The following is an 18,500-nucleotide window of genomic DNA, read 5'->3' as shown; positions in this document are numbered from 1 at the left end:
GACCGGCGCGCGCCAGGCGCCAGCAAATGCGGAGAAGATCGCGATTCCCGGCGGCGTCCGCGCATCACCAGAGCACCGGGAACTCCTCGAACCCGCCAGTGATGATCTCCTTGCGCAACTTCAGTTCTTCGGGCGCCACGGCCAGGCGCAGCGCGGGAAAGCGCTGGAAGATCGAACCGAACACCACCTTGAGTTCCAGCCTGGCCAGCGCCAAGCCGATGCAGTAGTGCGGCCCGTAGGAGAACGCCAGGTGCGGCTTTTCATCGCGTCCGATGTCGAAGATTTCCGCGTCTTTGAAATGGCGCGGATCGAACGACGTCGCCGGCAGGCCGACCAGCACCTTGCTCTCCGCGGGAATATGCACGCCCGCGATGGTCACGTCGGTCCTCGGATAGCGCATGATGCCGTCCCAGCCCGCGCCCGGCGGGTACATCCGCAGAATTTCCTCCACCGCCTTGTCCACCAAGGATGGATCGCCGACCAGGCGTTCGCGCTGTTGCGGATGGCGGAACATGGCCAGCAGGCCGAATTCGATCTGCGCGACGGTGCTCTCGTGCCCCGCCACCAGCATGCCCGCCGCCAGGCCGATCGCCTGTTCCTCGGTTGCCTTGCCCTGGTCGACCGCCGCGAGCAGATCCGTCAGCAGGTTGTCGCCCGGATCCTGGCGCTTGTCCCGCATCTCGCCGCGAATGTAGGCGCGCAGTTCTTCCCAGGCCAGGCGCGACGCGCTGCGCGGGCCGCTTTCATGCTGGTGCGTCATCACCTCGTCGGACAGCCCGGCGAAAAAGGCGTGATCCTCGTAGAGCACGCCCATCAGCGCGCTGATGACCATGGCCGGAAGCGGAAAGGAGAGGTGGCGCCGCAGGTCGGCGGCCTGGGGCTGAGCCGCCAGCGTCTCGAACAACTGCGCGGCGATCGCCTCGACCTGCTGCGCGAGCAGCTTCACCCTGCGGTCGCTGAAGGCCGGCGCCACGATCGTGCGTAACCGGGCATGCTCGCCCCCCTCGTGCGAGACCAGCCACCCCGGCGAACCGAGAATCACCGAATCCGGGGTGAATGCCGCTGGCGGCATTCCCGCGGGCCGGAACGCCGCGTCGGACAGCACCGCCTTGGCCTCGTCGTAGCCTGTCACCCACCAGCCTTCGTGCCCGGATGGGAAGCGCACGCGGTGGATCGGACCGTTGGCGCGTAGCGCCAACATCTCGGGCGAGGGCTCGATGTGATCGACGCGCCACATCGGCAGCGTCGGCAAGGGTTGTTCGGACATGGTGGCACTTCACTCTCTAAGCGATGGAAGGGCGGAAGGTGACCGGCAGGCGCCGCGGGCAGCGGCTTCACGTGCGCTTGCGTTCATTTCTGTTCGTCGATGATGATCGGCGGGGAAGACGGCCGGACCCTAGGGCCTCAAGTTGGCTTTGGCCATCTACCGAATCTTGTAGTAGCCCCCCCTAAGCTAAACGCCTGGTGGCGCAAAAATATGCGGAAAACTCGGTCGCCACGCGCTGCCGTACGGAAACCTATTTCCGATGGGTAGACGAGACACGGCTTCCGATACGTTCCAGCGCGCCAGATGCCGGAAATCCCGCGTGCGAAGCGGCACCAGCGCGGTGATCGCGGTGCAGTTCGGGCGATAATGCCCTTGTGATCGCGGATGCGGTTCGCGTTGATTTCGGGAATCACCAGCGGCACGTTCGGGTCCATCCGGAAGGCGGAGGAGTTGTCGACCACGACCGCGCCGGCCTTGACCGCGATTGGCGCGTACTTCTTCGACATGCCGCCGCCGGCGGAGAACAGGGCGATGTCAACGCCGTCGAAGGCGTGTTCGATCGTAAGCGTGGTGCTGAGGCCCTTTAGATTGTCTGTGCGCGATGTTGGGAGCACCGCTAGAAGAATCATCTTCTGCAAGGGTGCTCACAATGGACGACCATTCGGACGACATAAGACGACCGCTGTCTCCGCGTATCGAAGTGTATGCTGGAGTTGGCCGAAAGCAGTGGCCGGATGATTTGAAGGCCCAGATAGTTGCGGAAAGCTTCGAGCCAGGCGCGATTGTAACAGATATCGCGCGTCGCCATGGCTGCCGGCCCCAGCAGGTGCATGACTGGCGGCGCCGGGCGCGTTCAGGCCAACTGGTGCTGCCGGCTTCGGCGGATACAGTAACATTCGTGCCTTTGGTGTCGGAAACGTCGCCATCGGCGGCTGCCGCGCCGTCCGGATCGTCAGAAGCTGCCATTGTTACGGTTGAGTTCCTTGGGGCCCGGGTGGAGGTGCGGGGAACGCCTGGGCTTGCCGTGCTGAGTGATGTGTTTGTGGCGTTGCGCCGGACACGTTCATGCTGACGGCTCCCGCTGGCCTCATGATTTACGTTGCAACCCGACCTGTAGACTTTAGGAAGGGCGCGGATGGCTTGGCGCTGTTGGCGAAGGAGACGCTGGGCCACGATCCGATGAAGGGCGTGGCGGTGGTCTTCCGTGCAAAGCGCGCTGATCGGGTGAAGATCGTCGTCTGGGATGGCAGTGGCCTTGTGCTGTATTGGAAGCGGCTTGAGGGCAGCGCCTTCAAGTGGCCGCCGGTTGTTGACGGCGTCATGCGAATGAACGCCGCGCAGTTGTCAGCGCTTCTGGCCGGCATGGATTGGACACGCATGCATGCGCCTCGAATCCCGCAGCCGAAAGCGCTTGCGTAGGAGATAAAATCTTCGCTGCATCGAGGCGCGAAGCATGGCAGACTCGGGCCAATGAGTGATTTGCCTGATCAACTGCCGAGCGACCCAGCCGAGTTGCGTGCCTTTGCCGCGGCTCTGCTGGAGCGCTGCGCCAGACTCGAGCGGTTGCTCAAGCTTGCAAAAGATGCGCAGTTCGGTCGATCGTCGGAAAAGCTCGACGCTGATCAGCTCCAGCTTGTTCTGGAGGATATCGATCAGGCCGTTGCGGCTCTCGAAGCAGCCGAGGACCGCGCCAATCCCAAAACACGCGAGAAGAGAGCTGCCGAGCGCGGGGCCAATCGTGGCAAGCTGCCGGAGCATTTGCCACGCATCGTCGAAACGCTGATGCCGACTGCAACCTGCTGCCCGTCCTGCAAAGGCGATCTCGTTGAGATTGGCAGCGATGAGAGCCAAAGGCTCGACGTCGTTCCGGTGCAGTACCGGGTGATCGTAACCCGCCGGCCCAAGCTGGCCTGCCGCGCCTGTCATGGCGTGGTCCTCCAGCACGCCGCGCCCGAGCGATTGATCAAGGGTGGACTGCCCACCGAGCGGCTCGTCGCGCATGTAATTGACGCCAAGTATCATTGGCATTTGCCGCTCTATCGTCAGGCGCAGATGCTGGCGACCCACGGAATTGCCATCGATCGTTCCACGCTCGCCTTCTGGGTCGGCTATGCCGCCCAGGAACTGAAGCCGTTGTGGCATCGTCTGCGCGAGCTGCTGCTCGTGTCCCCGAAGCTTTGTGTGGATGAGACTCCGGCGCCGGTGCTGGATCCGGGGCGCGGCAGGACCAAAACCGGCTACTTCTGGGCGCTCTCCCGCGATGACAGGCCCTGGGCCGGTCCTGATCCGCCTGGGGTGATCTATGCCTATGCACCGGGCCGCGGCGCCGTTCATGGCTTGAGGCTGCTTGAGGGCTATCGTGGCATCATCCACTGCGATGGCTATGAGGCTTACAAGACCATGACCCGAGAGACGCGTGCGGACGCGCTGTCGGGCACGCTCGCCTTCTGCTGGTCGCATCTACGGCGCCAGTTTGTGAAGATCGAACGCGAGGCTTCGCCGGCGCCGGCTCCGGTTGCCCGCGAGGCCCTCGAGCGCATCGCCCAACTCTATGCGGTCGAGAAAGCACTCCGCGGCCGATCTGATGCCGAGCGTCGCGCGGGCCGACAAGCGCATGCCCGGCCTCTGGCTGCAGCCTTGAAGCAGTGGTTTGAGGCAAAACTTGATCACCTTGCGCAGAAGAGCGACACGGCGAAGGCGTTGCGTTATGCGCTGCGTCATTGGGACGGCCTGACGCTCTACCTTGATGACGGGCGCATCGAGATGGATACGAATGCGGTCGAGCGTGCGATGCGGCCGATCAAGCTCAACGCCAAGAACTCCCTTTTTGCCGGTTGCGACGAGGGTGCCGAGAGTTGGGCAGTACTAGCTTCGTTGATCGAGACCTGTAAGCTCAACAGCGTCAGCGCCGAGCACTGGCTCTCCGACGTGCTCTCTAAGCTCGTCAATGGCTGGCCTGCGGCGCGACTGGACGAACTGCTTCCGTGGTCGTCGACCTACACGATGCATGCACACGACCCGAGGCTGGCGGCATGAGCCTCAACACGACCGCCGTCCGGATCAAGGTGACCCTCAAGGACGTGAAACCGGAGGTGACGCGATGCCTCGTCGTGCCGCTCACGCTGCGCCTTGATCGGCTGCATCTGACGCTTCAGGCGGCGTTTGGCTGGACGAATAGCCACCTCTTCGAGTTCCTGGCTGGCGAAGGACGTTGGGGTATCCCCGATCCCGATGGTGATTTTGGTCCCCAGCCCATCGATGCCCGCAAGGCGCGGCTCAGCGATATCGTTCACGAGACCGGCGCCAAGACGATCCATTATCTCTACGACTTCGGCGACAGCTGGGATCATGTGATCAAGCTCGAAAAATGGTTCGACAACACGACGACAGAGGGTCTGCCCTTCTTGCTCGAGGCCGCCGGTCGTTGTCCTCCGGAGGACGTCGGCGGTGCGCCCGGCTATGCCGAATACCTCGATGCCATCCGCGACCCCACCCATCCGGAGCACGAACACATGCGCCTCTGGCGGCCCGAACACTTCGATCCCAACGTCATCGACAGCAAGGCGCTCGAGGCCGCCGTCAACGCTTTGTCCGAAATTTGGAAGCCGCGGCGCCGCGTCACGTGCTCAAAATAGGCGCCAAGCACCAATCAAAAGGGCCGCAGAGCTACGCTTACGTTCGATCAGTTCCTCGATGACCACATCCTTGCCGTCTTGCCGGCCGAGCGGGCGCTGGCCAGCGCCTTGAGCTTGCCGACGCGAAAGCCGCGCTTGTCCATGGTGGCGATGAATTCGGCGCCCACCGCACCGGTGACGCCGACAATCGCGACGACGGGATCGTTACTCACATTCTCCTCCATTGCATTGAGATCCAGACAACAAAAAGCCTGACCATCAAGCGCGGGGCTTCGGTAGAGCTGATTGCGTTTTAGCCGACGACTACGCGCGCACGCCTCCCTGCGCCGCGAAGGCCGCAGTGGTTGTGGTCGTGCGTTTGCAGGTCGTGAACATGGCGGCGACTTATGCGGGAGAGTCTTGCGCCCGCCATTGGCTTTCGGCCGAATTACGGCGGTTCTCAGACGTTCTGGTGGTCGCTAGCGCTTCGAATGTGCTGCATATTGCACCGACCGTGCAGGCCTATCTGCGCAGAACTGCGCGTCAGACCCTCTCGCAAATAATCACTGATAGATTGGCTTTGGGTCTACTACCAGAGTTCATAGCAGACGACCCAAGGGCGCAGGCGCATACATGCACCATGAATAAGGTTCGCTCGTTTGGATGGTGGCGCCTATGGAGCATCGTTGCTGTTCGCAAGCGTGCGCTCCTTTACGTTCTTCTGCTGATGATTGCGGAATATTTGATCGCTCTCGTTCCTCCGATAGCCACGCAGAAGGCGATAGATGGGGCTAATTCGCGAACAACAATCGACCTTGCTTGGTTACTTATAGTTGCCGGGCTCGGATTTTTTGGAGAAACTGTGTGCGCCGCTAAACGTGACAGTCTGGTTGCAAAACTGTGCACGTTCGTCGATCGGCGACTATCTCGATCGGCGTTTTGTCAGATGATTCGCCGACGATCTGATGGGCGTGATTGTGCGCCGGGACATCTGCAGTACCGCCTTCAACAGCTTGATGCACTGAGATACTTTGTTGTGCAGGGCGTTCCAGGATTTGTCTTTGGTTTGGGGGCGGCTGCACTTTCGTTGGTCGTTATGCTGTACTACGATCCAGTTATTGCATTGGTAGTGTTGGTCTTCGCTGTTGTTAATGCCGCATTTTTGAGACGGCGGTCAAAGCACGCCAAGGCGGGGGTTGAAGCAGACTTTCGGAATGGCAGTCGCTGTTATGACATACTGTCTGAGACGGTCACCGCGTTTTCGGCCGTTAAGGCTCATGGTCTTGAAAGCATTCAGTATCACCGCTGGAGGGATGCAATAGAGGACCTACTTAGAGGAAATGAATATCTGTCACTTTATTATCAGCGGGCTGCAATGGGTGCTGAGCTGCGTGGAACGATCCTCACGCTCGCAATTCTTGGTTTTGGCTGCTGGCGCATTGCGAATGAAGCATTGTCAGTGGGACAACTAATGGCGTTACAAATGCTTGCCGGCCGGGTCATGAGCCCAATCATGGCCGCAACACGCATTGTTCAACGATTCCAAGAAGCGAATCTGACCGTTCGGCAGTTGCGGGATCTTTGGGCTGAACAGAAGGAGAACCCTGAGATACTTCCCGTGGAACGCCCCCACAAGCTTTCTGAGATCGAGTTAATTGGCGTGACGCTGACATACACATCAACGCGGCCAGCCGCGATCAGCGATATTTCATGCAAGTTTCCAGATCGAGGAACAGTCGCGATCGTCGGGAAAAATGGTTCGGGAAAGTCGACGCTTATGCATATCTTACTGGGTCTTGAACGAAACTACGATGGACGCATTCTAGTTGGCGGCGCCGATCTGCGGTCGTTTCGGCCCCGACACTGGCGATCCACAATTGGAATCGTGACCCAAGATACGTTCTTGTTTCGAGGTACAGTGCGACAAAATGTCGATGTTTCGGGTAAGCGAGGAGACGATGAGTTAAGAGCGGCCCTCAGGAGAGCCGGAGCGCTTGAGTTTGTAGACGCACTCCCACTTGGTTTAAGTACGGTATTAGAGACCCAAGGAGAGGATCTCTCGGGCGGACAGCGTCAGCGGATTGCGCTAGCGCGTGCTTTTATCAAAGACCCGTCGATTGTAATTATGGATGAACCAAGTACTTTCTTGGATCCGGAGGCGGTTGCTTCATTGGAGAAGACCCTGATCGAGTGGTCTCGAGACCGACTGCTTATCCTCATTTCGCATAACATGGCTCTAACGCGGTCAGCTGATAGCATTCTGGTGTTGCAGGAAGGACGCTTGGAGGGTGCTGGTTCTCACAATCAATTGTTGGGAAACTGCTCATCTTACGCCGCGCTGTGGTCCGACTACATTCGATCGACCCAGAGCGTTGATGAAGCATAAGGACAGGGGTGGAAGGAATGTACAACACCTTTCAGAACAATCCGCAAGCGCTGCGCCTTTCTCGGCCCAGCAGGGACTTCGCTTGCGAGTCTAATGCAGCAGCATGAACGAGTTTTTCCGTACGGTTGGAAAGCACCGTCAGGTTCTTTGCTGCCGAACTATCGAGAACGCATTTCGCCGGCGAGCTCGGCAAAGATGGCGAGCAAGCCGGTCCCTGCGGAGGGCTCCAAAACCCGGTCGGACGGCGTGACGCCGGCCGCGGTGCACGCGGCAAGCCCAAGCGGGATCGGCGTCGAGAACTGTTGAAGGGCTTGGCTGTCCTCGGATCGGCGCGTGTGGGTCGGCAGACAGCGCGCGATTCTCGCGAGCATCGGCAGCATGCCGGCCGTCGAGCCGGCCTTGACACGGAGCCGAACTTGCGAAGGAACAGAACGGTCGGCGCCTCGCAGACATCATAGGCGGTCTTCCATTCCAGACGCCAGAGGCGTCGGAAGCGCCGAAGGCAGCTTCCATGGCGCTACGCAGGACGGCGGTATCGATGCGACGGCCGCGCTCGAGATCAATCGCGAGCCGTCGCGCGGCCTTGATGGCGGCGGAGGTGAGACTTGCAGCGGCGCGCATCGAGGGCGCTGCGGCGGCAGCGCCGCCGGCGAGAGATTCGGTCATGGCAGGATTTCTTTCGGAGAGCAGGAACGGGTCGAACCATCAGGCGCTCTCCTTAAGACCCGACGGCTCAAACCCTTCCCGGCCCGGCTCTCCCTCTCAGCCCTCCCCCATAACAATGGGGACCGGCGCGGCACACCGGTCCCCAAGCAACTCTGGGACGGCGGGAGCCCATCCCATTCTAGACGTCATTCAGCCGCTCGAGCTGCTGCGGATCATCGTCGCCCGCGTTCTGCTGATCCGTAACCATGCACTGTAGGCCGCAAGCGCGCTGATCTATCCGGTTAGCGGTTAGATCTCGTCGGACTCTTCGGTCTTCGGCTTCATCATCGCAGCGAGCGCTTGGCGGCATTTTTCGATGATGCTGGGGTGTCCTTGTGGATTGCGATCAGCTCTTTGAGGTTCTCGATCCCGTCATCGGTGAACGCCCTCACCCCGTCTTCACCGACGCCGACGACCCATAGTTGGCCATCCTCGGTGTCCATTTCTTCGGCGACCTCGAATAGCCATTCCTCGTCTTCACCGAGCATCTCAGCGACATGGCTGAGAGTGAACACGCGGCTGACTTTGTTGACGTGGCCCATCAAGCCGCCTGCGCCGCAAGGCCTTGCTGTTGCGCAGTCTTCCAGTTCCAGGGCAGCAGCTCATCGAGCCTGTGGGCGGAGTGGGTGGCGATGCGAGCGAGTACATCGGCGAGCCAGGCCTGAGGGTCGACGTCGTTCATCTTGGCAGATTATGCCGCCCGCCGAACTATGCCGAGTCGGGTCGTTTTCCCGAGATTTCTGGCTGACCGGCGTTTGGTCGGTTCGGCATAGTTCGTTCTGTGCCTCCGCTTTCAACAGCGGAGAACAGGAAGATCGAAGTTGAAGAGTACTTGGGCAGAAGCCGGCTGTACCGGCGTCTCAGAAGCGGGCCGCATGGACAACTCGTCGAGTGCTACGCCGCTCGTCTCGTCGAAGAGAGGCTCGTTCGGCACGGCGCGTGGCGTTGCTTCAACGTAGTGGGCGGGCTCCTGAGTTGGATCGCGGGCCGTCGCTACAAGCTGGTCGATCTCGATGAGCAGGTCGTTGAGCGGTACCTCCGACATCGAGGCGGGAGGCAGTCTATCCAACCCGGTGACCGGGCAGCGCTCAAGCTCAAGCGATGGTTGTCGGTGCTGCGCGAGGAAGGCGCGATCGCGCCGTTGGTGCTACCGCCTCTCACCCCGCACGAACGGATCTTCAAGGAGTTCGATGCCTACCTGCGATCAGAGCGCGGCTTGGCCCCGAGTCGATCGTCCGCCATCTCCCGGTTATTCGCAGGTTTTTGCACGAGGTGTGCTCCGGCGGCGCCACCGCCCTGTGCAAGATCAACCAAGCGGACGTGATCCGCTACATTGAGCGCCACGCCCAGGATTGGAGCCCGGGAACAGGCAAGGCGATGTGCTGGTTGCGCGCCTTTCTCCGTTACCTCCATCATCGGGGGCTGAACGCGCGCCCGTTGGCGGATTGCGTTCCATCGATGCGGCGATGGAAGCTCGCAACTCTGCCGACCTATCTGCCGGCCACACAGGTGCGGAAGGCTCTCGACGGTTGCGACCGAAAGACGGTGATGGGACGGCGCGACTACGCCATACTTGGTTCGGATTGCCCGTCTTGACTACCTCGGTGGCGGCGATGGTGACCGACTACGACGATATCCCTATCGGCAACATCGTAAAAGCGGTAACGACCAATGGAACCGGCGCGTTCGCTTTCGGCATCCCCCCGGGGGTCAGCTTATGGTCGTCGCCCTTCCAGATCGTGATGCTACTCGGGCGTATCGGCCGGTTGCGCGCCGTAGCGCTCGCATGGCTCGCAACGAAGGACCCAGCTCGCACCCTCCTGGATCACGACCGAGTACCAAACCTGGCAATCGACCAGCCGCGGATAGGGTCTCACCAGCTTCGTGTGCCCACGCCCGCATTCGGATCAACTGCCATTCCGTAGTCTCCTTCAAGCAGCTCTCGCAGGCGCTCGATGCGAGCGAGCCGGAATGGATGGGCCGGTTTGATCATCGGGGCAGGTCCCTCGGGTCGAATGCGAACAATCGGATGATGAAAATGACGAGCGCGCGACGGGTGACGTTTATGAGTCGAGGCGTCGGTTCTCCGCCGAATGCCAGTCCGCGCCGTGGAGGCGGATCATCTCGCGACGGGACCGCTCGATGAAGACGCGCTCAACGCAAAGGCCGGCTGTGACTGAAGCCGCCAGTGCAAGGCCGCAGACGAGATAGTCATTCATGAAATCCCAAAACATGTTGCAGCCGGCGACTCCTACAAACGTAAGTGCCATGACCGTATTGCGAAATGCCTTAACCATGTTGCCCCCCAGTCACCTCGACGAGACTTTAGCATTGCAACCGTGACGATTAGCAGCGTTTGATCCTTGTGATGCGCCGTCTTTCTGCTCGATCAGCTTGGGTCCGGCCGCGCTGTCGAGCCCGTGGGTCCCCGCCCGGCGCAGCTCATCCATCGAGCCCGGCGTCGGCGCAATCCACAGCATCTGGGCGTGTCGCTCGATGATCGCCTCTATCACTTCAGCCTGGCCTATTCCGGGCTGGCGGCAGCACAAGCGAGAATTGGCGTTCGGCACTGGCGCAAAAACTCGCCAAGCAGGGTTTTGGCAGCCGCGATGCAATCAGTTGCGAGACCCTCTATGCCGCCGCCAAGACGATCGATCGCACGACCGGGTTGGCACGAGCAAAGTAGTCGTGGACTTCGCGTCACAATGCCTGACCGGCCTCGAAAGGCCGGAGCTCCTGAAAGCGCTCGGAGCGCGCCAGCAGGGTCGTCGCCTGGGACAGGCCAAGTTCAGTTCGCTTTTCCCACTCACCGACGCCGTGATCTCCAGCGGTTCGCAAGCGAGCATTCTCGCCCTCCTGCAAGCTCTCCATGAGAGGCCCGGCATCTACTTGTATCGTCGTGAAATGTTCTATGCGATGCGCATCTGGCCTTCAATTAAAGGCTATAGGTCAACTTGCCACGCTGAGTATCTCAATGTGCGAAGTTCACAATCGGATGTGGCATGCGGGACGTCGCCTCGGCAACCGAAGCATCGGCAGCAAGCTGCCGGTGAAGGACCCAGAGTTCGAACGCGCGATCATCATCGCAGAGGATTCGATGACGATGAAGGATTAGTACGTCGCGCTGGCCCGGGCCACAACGAGCATTCGGATCATGTCGCCGGCAGAGCGATTCCTGCCGTTTCGATCAAGCCGAAGGTGGCCGCTCCCAGTGACGGGATTGTCCGTCAGCGATCGGAAAATGATCGCGAGCGTGGCCGATTAAGCGCGGGCGATTCGTTCGAAGGCGTTCCCGCAAGGACGGCGTCTCGCGTGAGACCATGCGCGTCACTCATGGCCGATTGCCACCTCGTACGAAAGTGCCATGGGCATGCCCTCGGCCAGCGTGGTAGACGTCCATGGTGCCATCCTAGATGCCTGATCGAGGATTGCCGTCGCCTGCCCGAGCACCGACGTCGTCCCATCGGCAAGCGCCTTGATCTCCGCTTCGCAGGCCACGGTTGGCATTGCCGCACAGTGCGGGTTGTTCGGCAAGCAGTCGTATTACGCGAAATCCTGCCATTCATACCGGTTGTTAGAACTTCCGGCCGGGCAGCCATCGTCAGGCCCGCAGCCTTCCGCCGCCCAAGGCGGCGTGCAACACGGTCTGATCGATCGGATGATCTTCGTCACGATCAGGGAACAGATAAAGCCGCGGCCGGACGAGCCGCCAGTAGGTGCGCAGGATGCCGAGCAGCTGGGGCGGCAGCATCACGTTGCGATCCTTCGCACCCTTGCCGTTGGCGCACCTGGATGATGCCGCGGGCGCTGTCGATGTCTTCGATCCGCAGTCCCGCGACTTCGCCTCGCCGAGCGTGACGCCGTAGAAAAACCGTAGCGCACAGACGATCTGGTTCAGCGCCCCCATCACAGGCGCAACAACAGCGGCAGACAGTGCTGTTCGCAGCGTGATATCAGGAGATCGGAGCGGCCGAGAATCCAACTAAGCGATTGGTCCCCGTGGCCCCACGGATGGGGTCCACTTCATTCGGCCTTCGCTTCGTCGCCTGGTTGAAGCAACGGGCGAGACTGCGTCCTTTGATGTTGCCGATGGACGAACGCATCTACCTTTACCGCGTCAATTCTCCGCTTTCAGTACCACCAATCGCCAGCAGGCCGACGAGCAGGAGAACGGCAAAGCGCACCGTGTCTCCGCCACGGAGCGAACAAACCGCCGTGCTCAAGTGCGTCATGACCATGCGCGGCGGGCCGCCCCGCCCCTCGACCACTGGTCTGAGCAGCGGCCGACTGACGTTCTCGGCCCAGATGGGGACGTAGCGCTTCGCCGACAGATCGCGCCTCTGCCACGCGGTGTGTTCGTCGAGCCAACCGTCCTTCAGCCGGCCGATGGCGGATGCCGACAACCCGGCAGCATCCTTGCCGAGCAGCGCCGCCAGAGCCTCGGAGAAGTCGCCGGTGGAGATCCCCCTTCAGGTAAAGGATCGGCAGCAGCGTCTCGATCGATTTCGAGCGGCGCATGTAGGGCGGCAGGATCGACGGAGAGAACCGGATGTGGTCGGGTTCGGCGGCGGCCGCCTCACGATCGCCTACACGCGGCTGGCGGACGGTGACCGGACCAATACCAGTTATCACCTCGCGTTCCGGCAGGTGACCGTGGCGCACGACGAGCTGATGGCCGTCCGCAGTCTTCAAATCGGCAGGCTTGCCGAGAAAGTCCGCGACCTCGACCTCGACCGCCTGGGCCAACAGCGCACGCGCCATTGCGCAAGATTTCGGTGAGTTGATCGTCGGCGTTTGCTGGCTGAATCAGCTTGACCATGTTATCTTTGGACACGGCATATCGCTCCTTTGGAGAAGTGGAGGCGTCAAGCACCCCCACGATATGCCGCCTTCCCGATTCCCGCCGTCACCCACTTTCAGCGATAGCTCGCACTACTCTGAGTGTCGCTTCAAAGACGAGGACGGCGAGCGCTCTGGGTGCGTGATCCAGCCAACCTCACTCGATGTGACGTTATCAGCCCATCGCCAAGCCTTGCACCGCGGGTCCGGGCGCGGTCACTCTCCGGGCTCTGCATCGACAAATCCGACCACAGCGTGGCCGCTCAGACAATGGCAGCGGCCGGGCGAGCGATCATCTTGCCGAAACGGGCAATTTCCTGTGGGCTGCGCCACGTGCGCATTCTGTCAGAATACAAACACGCGTCATGTCTGAGACCCGCCTCCGACTATCTTCGAAAGCCACATTGCGCCAAAAAAACGCGAGCGTGCCCCTTCTACAGTGCTGGCCCAAATCCTGCAGCGGCTCTCCGCGCCAGGAAGTTTGGCGGCGGCAACAGGATGGGAGTCGTGTTTGGGCCTCGATCTATCAATCGACAATGCGGTTGCCGCACCGGAGGTCGCCTGTCTGCACCCCGCTGGGAGAACGGAAGACGCTCCTGCTTGCCACGGCCTCGCGCGGCATCGGTCATGCCACCGGAAACCTGCTTTCAGAAGAGGGCCGGCGTATCTTCACTTGCACGTGGCAACCCTTCGGTGGCGGGCGATGTCCGTTGGATGCGGAGACAGACAACCATGTCCACGTCGATCTAGGCGTTCGTCGGACGGTGCCGCACGCCACTGCCGAGGTCGCGGAACGGCTTGCTGGCGCACCGCTACACGCATTGATCCACAATGCCGGCATTTCGCCATAGATACCGGACCGTACCCGGCAGACGTCGTTGACGGCGTCAGTCGAAAGCTGGATGAGGCTGTTCCGCCTCAATCTGCTCGGCCTGATCCTGCTCCCGCAAGACCTCTTTCCCGAGCTGAAGGCGGCCTCGGTATCGATCGTCGAGATGACTTGATCGGCGCCTTGCCGCGCGTACCCATTTTTCAGCACCGCCAATGCCTCCCGCGTCAAGGCTGACGGTTGCTTGCTCACTCTGAAGCGAGGCGTCAATACATGATCGATGAACTGGATCTGCGAACCTTCAAGCCACATCCGCAACGCGACGCCGTGCTCGGCGAAGTGCACGCGCGCCCTTTCACGCGCCTTGTTTCGCCATTCAGCGTGATCCACTTCGCTTTTCTTGCGCAAGGCGAGGCGGCCGCAAGCGATCGCTGCCGTTTTATCGATTTCTGCCTGGAGCGCAATCTTCTGCCGCCTGAGCAATCGGCGAAACATCATCAGATTGTCATCGGGCCCGCTATGCTACGCTGGGAGCAGCATTCGGAATTTACAACATTCACCTGGATCTGGACGAACGCAAATGGTCCTGCCGCTCACCAATTCGAAAAAGTTGATGATACCGTCCGATCGCTGATCCGCGCGTTGCGGCAGACGGGACAATTGCTGGTCGCGATCAGGTTAGAAGTGGAGCAGAGCGCCTCGCCGACCAGGCGCGCCGAACAGATTTTTGACAAGAATAGCCTGGCCATGGTTGCCACAAAGTGCGGTGCAGGCGTTGCCGCCTCAGACTTCCGCGTGGACGAAAAAGGCTTCACGAAAATCCTCGTCTGCGACCTCGGATTGACGTCGCACGATCTCGGAGCGCTGGTGCAACGGCTCCTGGAAATCGAGACCTACCGTCCGTTGGCGCTGCTTGGCCTGTCGGCGGCCCTTGAGCTGGCACCGTCTGTTGATCGCATCGACCGCCGTCTTGTTGAGGCGCTCGAAAAAATGCAAAACGGTGAGGGGCTGCAATTCAACAACCATCTGCTTGCCGAGCTGACGGCGTTGGCCGCCTCCTTCGAAAGAGGCGCGACCGGTAGCCTGTTTCGCTTCGGCGCCAGCAGGGCCTATCACGAGCTGGTCCAATCGCGACTGTCCATCATTGAAGGCAATGATGTCTCGGGCTATCCGACCTGGTCGTCGTTTCTGGCGCGCCGCATGACGCCGGCGATGCGAACCTGCGCGACCTTGGAGGATCGTCAGGCGACTCTGTCGGACAAGCTCGCGCGTGCCGCCGATCTGTTGCGAACCCGTGTCGACGTCGAAATCGAACAACAGAATCATGACCTGTTGCAGGCTATAAACGAACGCACGAGGCAGCAACTTCGGCTGCAGTGCGCGGTCGAAGGATTGTCGGTCGGGGCGATTGGATATTACGTGGTCAGCCTTTTTAGCTATCTTGCCGAGGGCGCGCACGATGCCGGACTGGGAGTACCGCCCTCTTTCCTAACCGCAGTCTTCGTGCCGATCGCGGTCGGCGTGATTTGGCTGGTGAGTTACAATATCCGAAAGCGACACCTCAAGCACGACGACGCGCCCTCGGTGGCTCGCGACTAAAGCTCCTTGAGGGAAGCAGTGCGTCCGTCCTACGAAGCTCGCATAGTCGTGGTGCGATGCTGCCGCAAGAGCCCCGACGGGTTAGCCCGTAATTTGTGCTTTGATTGGTCGGGATAGGGAGACGTCTCGCGACGCCACCCTTCCCGCACCACTTGGCATACACGGGTCCGTACCGCGGCGGTTCGACTGAGTTAAGCTGGCCCAGAAACCAGTATTCGGGAGAGACCGCGAGCGTCAAAGAAGTGGTTGCGCAGGGCGTGCTGGACCGCCGGCGCCCGGACATTCGCCAGAGCCCCGCCGGCGAACCGGCGGCAATCGATGCGGCGAACTTCGCGATGCCGAAGCGGCGAAGCTCCATGAATCGCTTGTGCCGGCTCTGCCATTGTCGCCAGAGATACATTCGCAGTCTCCAGCGAATCCAGGCTTCCAGGTTTGTGAGCATGCCAGCAGTATGGCAGAACGCAAAGTCCCGCACTTGGTCTTTGAACTTAGCGAGCGATTTCGGCGCAATGCGTCGTTCGCTCCCGTCGCGTTCGAAATACTGAACCCGAGGAACTTGCGCCCTTCCGGTCGTGCCACCGTGCTCTTGGCCTCGTTGACCTTTAGCTGCGGCTTGTCGGTCAAGAACCGGGTGATTGAGGCCATGACCCGCTCGCCGGCGCGATGACTGCGAACACAGATGTTGCAGTCGCCCGCAAAGCGGCAGAACCGATGGCCACGACGAGTCAACTCCTTGTCGAGATCGTCGAGCACGAAATTACCGAGGAAGGGCGAGAGCGGCTCACCCTGAGGGGTCCCTCTTCCACCGGTCTAATCAGACCGTCCTCCAGTACCCGGGCGTTCAGGAATGCCCGGATGAGGAGCACGAAATCGCCCTCTGCCGTCAACTCCCTTCCTCAAAGCGAGATCCCCGTCTGCTCAAATTGCGGCGACACCATGCGACGCATCGCGGCCGGCTCCTGAGCAAGGTAATGCCCCGCCCGGACCAGCCGGGCGAGGCATTGTGGATCGGGTCAGTCGCCATTGCGACGGCTGGGGCGGGACCAGATCAGGCTGAAGCCCTTCCTTCCTCGTCGGCGAAGAGGTTGGCAAAGATCGGAGCGGTGAAGCTCGGATCGTCGAGCTTGAGACCCAGATAATCGCGGCCCTCGTTGGAGCGCTTGGACCAGGCGGCGCCGATCTCGATCTCGGCCGACATAGATCCGGTGGCTGGGAGCGTTGTCGCCCGAGCGGCTGGTTTCGGGGACGATCCGGACATTCCTGGCTTGAAGCGAGAGGGTGACGTTTTCGCCGTTGAGCTCGTTGTTGCCGGTCTTCTTGAAGGTGCCGATGGTCGCCATGGTAGTTCTCCTTGATCTCTGTTTTCCGAGCCGCACCTTGCGGCCTCGGTGGTGATCGACAGGCCGGAGCGATCGACGCCGCACCCCGCAGGGGCTCGACAGCAAAGGAGGACCTTTCTTGTTTGGCGAGGAATGACGGCGCAGGCGGCAGGGGATGAAAGTTGTGACGCCGCTGTTGCGCCATAGGCGGTCGAGGCTTCTTAGCCGGCCTTCGGCCAGATCAGTCCATCGAAGAGGCCGCTCGGTGCGCTCGGCCCGACAGAACTGACATCAAGGAGAACGTGGCGATTTGCGAGCCCCGCAGAGAGTCCGGCCCAGCGCATTCAATGGTGATTGGCTCTCTGTCCTGGCAACGGACGGATCTCCGTCTCCGTAACCAAACCTCGGCAGCACGCCCCGTTCACGAGAGTCGCTTTTCCTCAGCCGCCGCTGCCCGGGCCGGGTCACTGTCGTGTCTACAGCCAAAAAATTTCCGACGTCATATTTCTTTTGCAAGCACAGGTAGTAATGGTTGGAATTGATCAGGCTCAGGCCATGACATGTTTTACCATTTTTACCGTGCATCGAAGGTTGCCTGCGTTCTGGGTCGCTATAATGGGTTGGGTTTTGGCGCATGTCCAGAAACACTTCGATATCCTTCTCATCCATGTTGATCCCGAGCGTTACGACGTGCATGCCGGCCGTCGCCTGGACGCGCAGCGATCCGTCCTTGGCGGATGCCTTTACTCGCATATCGATCCCCCTCTTGAAGCAGCGGCGGGTTCGGGCGTCGCCGTTTGGCTGCTCGGCTTAGGAGCCGCCGGATCGCCGTTTCGGTGACAGGCGGAACGCTTGCGCGTCGGCTTTGGTTCGCCATGACGTCGGAGCGCGAACATCAGCAGGAATTTGCGCACCAACTCGAGGTCAACATAGCCGGCGGCATTGATCCACTCGTGGGGACAGTAAGCGAGCGAGCGAGCATCGAGATCTAGGCCGTCGCGTCTTATCGCCGCGCGCGTGCCCAGTCGGCCCCGGATCAGGACGCATTGCGTCGAACACGGCTGTGTCGTTCTTCGGCACGGCAATCTCCTAAGGTGCTGAAATCAGGCTGTGCGAATGAGTTTAGATTACCGCTGGTGCTCTCGGCGACAGTGACAATCGTTTTTGCAGTTGCTCACTAAACCCCTATGGTCGGTTGACGTCTTCCTTGTCGCTCCGCGAGCGGACGCTAGCATCTTCGCATCGTCCCAAGTCCGCGCCTCCAGACGCCGCGTTCCTCGCTTATACAATCACCTGCATCGCCTCGGGATGGATCAGCTCGACCACTCCGGTTCGGCTTTCGTCCGCACTCCGTTCTTGTTTTTGGAAACAAGTTACCCTTCTTCGGAAAGTCTTTTCCCGACGTTCTGGCTTGACGGACCGGATTGGGGCCGTGTGCTGCCATCTGGGCGAGTAAACTTTGGCTTCATCCCACGGCGCGTCCACACGCTCCTCCGCAGCCGTTAGGACCACCGGCATCGCGTTGGAATGGATCGGCTCGACCACGGCGTTTGCGCCCGGTGGTCAGCAAGCTATAGAGCTGGTGGACCGTCGGACTGGATGATCCGCACCCCACAAGGATTGTTGCACTATCTTGGGCTCGAACTACTCGGGGAATTTTCTAGTGAACGTAGCTGTTCCGAGATTTGCATTCCCTGAGCCAAGGGCCGTGACGCTCATCTGATAGCGATGGCTGCCTTTGGGCGGCGCCGGCAGGTAGGGAACACTGGTTTTGACTATGTCGCAACAGAAGCTCAATGACTTGATTTCATTGGGGCGCTGGAAGGCAAAAGCGTGAATGAGGCGACAGATTTATCTATGCCCTTCCATAGCGAGCCGCAGCGACTTCGGGATGCGCTGCGCCTTTCCGGCTGAGATAAACGCCACCCGTACACGCGCCGCG

The 18,500-nt window shown here is 60.8% G+C and carries 14 protein-coding genes and 6 pseudogenes; 7 read left to right on the top strand and 13 right to left on the bottom strand.

The window, feature by feature from the left end; all coding sequences use genetic code 11:
- Positions 1 to 64 precede the first annotated feature (64 nt).
- Both FXB38_RS33235 and FXB38_RS33230 read right to left on the bottom strand, forming a co-directional pair.
- Complete coding sequence (locus tag FXB38_RS33235) at positions 65 to 1,267, bottom strand: cytochrome P450 (protein ID WP_148755183.1); 1,203 nt, start codon at positions 1,265 to 1,267, stop codon at positions 65 to 67.
- 324 nt (positions 1,268 to 1,591) lie between these two features.
- A pseudogene (locus FXB38_RS33230) lies at positions 1,592 to 1,824 on the bottom strand (aspartate-semialdehyde dehydrogenase); the annotation flags it as partial.
- A 92-nt stretch (positions 1,825 to 1,916) separates the two neighbouring features.
- Here FXB38_RS33230 and tnpA point away from each other — a divergent pair.
- From tnpA to FXB38_RS33210, 4 genes are read left to right on the top strand one after another with little or no spacing between them, the layout of a single operon-like run.
- Complete coding sequence (tnpA, locus tag FXB38_RS33225) at positions 1,917 to 2,339, top strand: IS66-like element accessory protein TnpA (protein WP_148755182.1); 423 nt, start codon at positions 1,917 to 1,919, stop codon at positions 2,337 to 2,339.
- On the top strand, positions 2,333 to 2,686 hold the full coding sequence (gene tnpB, locus FXB38_RS33220; protein WP_091898177.1) for an IS66 family insertion sequence element accessory protein TnpB: 354 nt from the start codon (positions 2,333 to 2,335) through the stop codon (positions 2,684 to 2,686). The genes tnpA and tnpB overlap by 7 nt, the downstream gene beginning before the upstream one ends.
- A gap of 51 nt (positions 2,687 to 2,737) precedes the next feature.
- Positions 2,738 to 4,303: an IS66 family transposase gene (gene tnpC, locus FXB38_RS33215; RefSeq protein ID WP_148755181.1), complete on the top strand. Its 1,566-nt coding sequence runs from the start codon at positions 2,738 to 2,740 to the stop codon at positions 4,301 to 4,303.
- Complete coding sequence (locus FXB38_RS33210; protein WP_148755180.1) at positions 4,300 to 4,902, top strand: plasmid pRiA4b ORF-3 family protein; 603 nt, start codon at positions 4,300 to 4,302, stop codon at positions 4,900 to 4,902. Before tnpC ends, FXB38_RS33210 begins: the two co-directional genes overlap by 4 nt.
- Before the next feature lie 74 nt (positions 4,903 to 4,976).
- On the opposite strand, the pseudogene FXB38_RS33205 reads toward FXB38_RS33210, so the two are convergent.
- Positions 4,977 to 5,126 (bottom strand): annotated as a pseudogene (locus FXB38_RS33205) (aspartate-semialdehyde dehydrogenase); the annotation flags it as partial.
- Between the two features lie 116 nt (positions 5,127 to 5,242).
- Here FXB38_RS33205 and FXB38_RS33200 point away from each other — a divergent pair.
- Positions 5,243 to 7,267, top strand: a complete 2,025-nt coding sequence (locus FXB38_RS33200; RefSeq protein WP_148755179.1) for a peptidase domain-containing ABC transporter — start codon at positions 5,243 to 5,245, stop codon at positions 7,265 to 7,267.
- A 176-nt stretch (positions 7,268 to 7,443) separates the two neighbouring features.
- Here FXB38_RS33200 and FXB38_RS33195 read toward each other — a convergent pair.
- The 3 genes and pseudogenes from FXB38_RS33195 to FXB38_RS33185 form a co-directional block, all read right to left on the bottom strand.
- Positions 7,444 to 7,933, bottom strand: a pseudogene (locus FXB38_RS33195) (methylase); the annotation flags it as partial.
- A gap of 323 nt (positions 7,934 to 8,256) precedes the next feature.
- Positions 8,257 to 8,514: a hypothetical protein gene (locus FXB38_RS33190; RefSeq protein WP_148755178.1), complete on the bottom strand. Its 258-nt coding sequence runs from the start codon at positions 8,512 to 8,514 to the stop codon at positions 8,257 to 8,259.
- Positions 8,514 to 8,663 (bottom strand): annotated as a pseudogene (locus FXB38_RS33185) (transposase domain-containing protein); the annotation flags it as partial. The gene FXB38_RS33190 and the pseudogene FXB38_RS33185, both read right to left, overlap by 1 nt.
- A gap of 901 nt (positions 8,664 to 9,564) precedes the next feature.
- Here FXB38_RS33185 and FXB38_RS33180 point away from each other — a divergent pair.
- Positions 9,565 to 9,897 (top strand): hypothetical protein, encoded by a 333-nt coding sequence (locus FXB38_RS33180; RefSeq protein ID WP_148755177.1) that lies wholly within the window; start codon positions 9,565 to 9,567, stop codon positions 9,895 to 9,897.
- A 138-nt stretch (positions 9,898 to 10,035) separates the two neighbouring features.
- On the opposite strand, the gene FXB38_RS33175 is transcribed toward FXB38_RS33180, so the two are convergent.
- The 4 genes and pseudogenes from FXB38_RS33175 to FXB38_RS33155 all read right to left on the bottom strand — a co-directional run.
- Positions 10,036 to 10,269, bottom strand: coding sequence for a hypothetical protein (locus tag FXB38_RS33175; protein ID WP_148755176.1), 234 nt, complete (start codon positions 10,267 to 10,269; stop codon positions 10,036 to 10,038).
- Between the two features lie 12 nt (positions 10,270 to 10,281).
- Positions 10,282 to 10,485: a hypothetical protein gene (locus FXB38_RS33170; protein WP_148755175.1), complete on the bottom strand. Its 204-nt coding sequence runs from the start codon at positions 10,483 to 10,485 to the stop codon at positions 10,282 to 10,284.
- Between the two features lie 1,088 nt (positions 10,486 to 11,573).
- Positions 11,574 to 11,879 carry a site-specific integrase gene (locus FXB38_RS33165; protein ID WP_430640202.1) on the bottom strand — a complete coding sequence of 102 codons (306 nt, stop codon included), beginning with the start codon at positions 11,877 to 11,879 and terminating at the stop codon, positions 11,574 to 11,576.
- A 382-nt stretch (positions 11,880 to 12,261) separates the two neighbouring features.
- Positions 12,262 to 12,806 (bottom strand): annotated as a pseudogene (locus FXB38_RS33155) (transposase); the annotation flags it as partial.
- A 1,107-nt stretch (positions 12,807 to 13,913) separates the two neighbouring features.
- Between FXB38_RS33155 and FXB38_RS33150 the strand changes: the two are divergent.
- Entirely contained in the window at positions 13,914 to 15,239 is a 1,326-nt protein-coding gene (locus tag FXB38_RS33150) for a DUF3422 family protein (RefSeq protein ID WP_148755174.1), read from the top strand.
- A gap of 234 nt (positions 15,240 to 15,473) precedes the next feature.
- Here the strand turns inward: FXB38_RS33150 and FXB38_RS33145 are convergent, their stop codons facing one another.
- The 3 genes and pseudogenes from FXB38_RS33145 to FXB38_RS43145 form a co-directional block, all read right to left on the bottom strand.
- Entirely contained in the window at positions 15,474 to 15,992 is a 519-nt protein-coding gene (locus FXB38_RS33145; protein WP_246230316.1) for a hypothetical protein, read from the bottom strand.
- A 260-nt stretch (positions 15,993 to 16,252) separates the two neighbouring features.
- Positions 16,253 to 16,579: pseudogene (locus tag FXB38_RS33140) on the bottom strand (DUF736 domain-containing protein).
- Positions 16,580 to 16,849: 270 nt separating this feature from the next.
- Complete coding sequence (locus FXB38_RS43145) at positions 16,850 to 17,311, bottom strand: hypothetical protein (protein ID WP_187435310.1); 462 nt, start codon at positions 17,309 to 17,311, stop codon at positions 16,850 to 16,852.
- Positions 17,312 to 18,500 lie beyond the last annotated feature (1,189 nt).

The organism is Bradyrhizobium cytisi (assembly GCF_008123515.1).
GTDB lineage: Bacteria > Pseudomonadota > Alphaproteobacteria > Rhizobiales > Xanthobacteraceae > Bradyrhizobium > Bradyrhizobium cytisi.
The sequence above is the reverse complement of the archived record's forward strand: the minus strand, read 5'-3'. Positions and strand labels throughout refer to the sequence as shown.

Bases quoted from the DNA above. Each gene is read 5' to 3' on its own strand.
- tnpA (WP_148755182.1), top strand. From the start codon at position 1,917: ATGGACGACCATTCGGACGACATAAGACGACCGCTGTCTCCGCGTATC.
- FXB38_RS33165 (WP_430640202.1), bottom strand. From the start codon at position 11,879: ATGGGGGCGCTGAACCAGATCGTCTGTGCGCTACGGTTTTTCTACGGC.
- FXB38_RS33150 (WP_148755174.1), top strand. From the start codon at position 13,914: ATGATCGATGAACTGGATCTGCGAACCTTCAAGCCACATCCGCAACGC.
- FXB38_RS33235 (WP_148755183.1), bottom strand. From the start codon at position 1,267: ATGTCCGAACAACCCTTGCCGACGCTGCCGATGTGGCGCGTCGATCAC.
- FXB38_RS33175 (WP_148755176.1), bottom strand. From the start codon at position 10,269: ATGGTTAAGGCATTTCGCAATACGGTCATGGCACTTACGTTTGTAGGA.
- FXB38_RS43145 (WP_187435310.1), bottom strand. From the start codon at position 17,311: ATGCGAGTAAAGGCATCCGCCAAGGACGGATCGCTGCGCGTCCAGGCG.
- tnpB (WP_091898177.1), top strand. From the start codon at position 2,333: ATGCTGACGGCTCCCGCTGGCCTCATGATTTACGTTGCAACCCGACCT.
- tnpC (WP_148755181.1), top strand. From the start codon at position 2,738: ATGAGTGATTTGCCTGATCAACTGCCGAGCGACCCAGCCGAGTTGCGT.
- FXB38_RS33210 (WP_148755180.1), top strand. From the start codon at position 4,300: ATGAGCCTCAACACGACCGCCGTCCGGATCAAGGTGACCCTCAAGGAC.
- FXB38_RS33190 (WP_148755178.1), bottom strand. From the start codon at position 8,514: ATGGGCCACGTCAACAAAGTCAGCCGCGTGTTCACTCTCAGCCATGTC.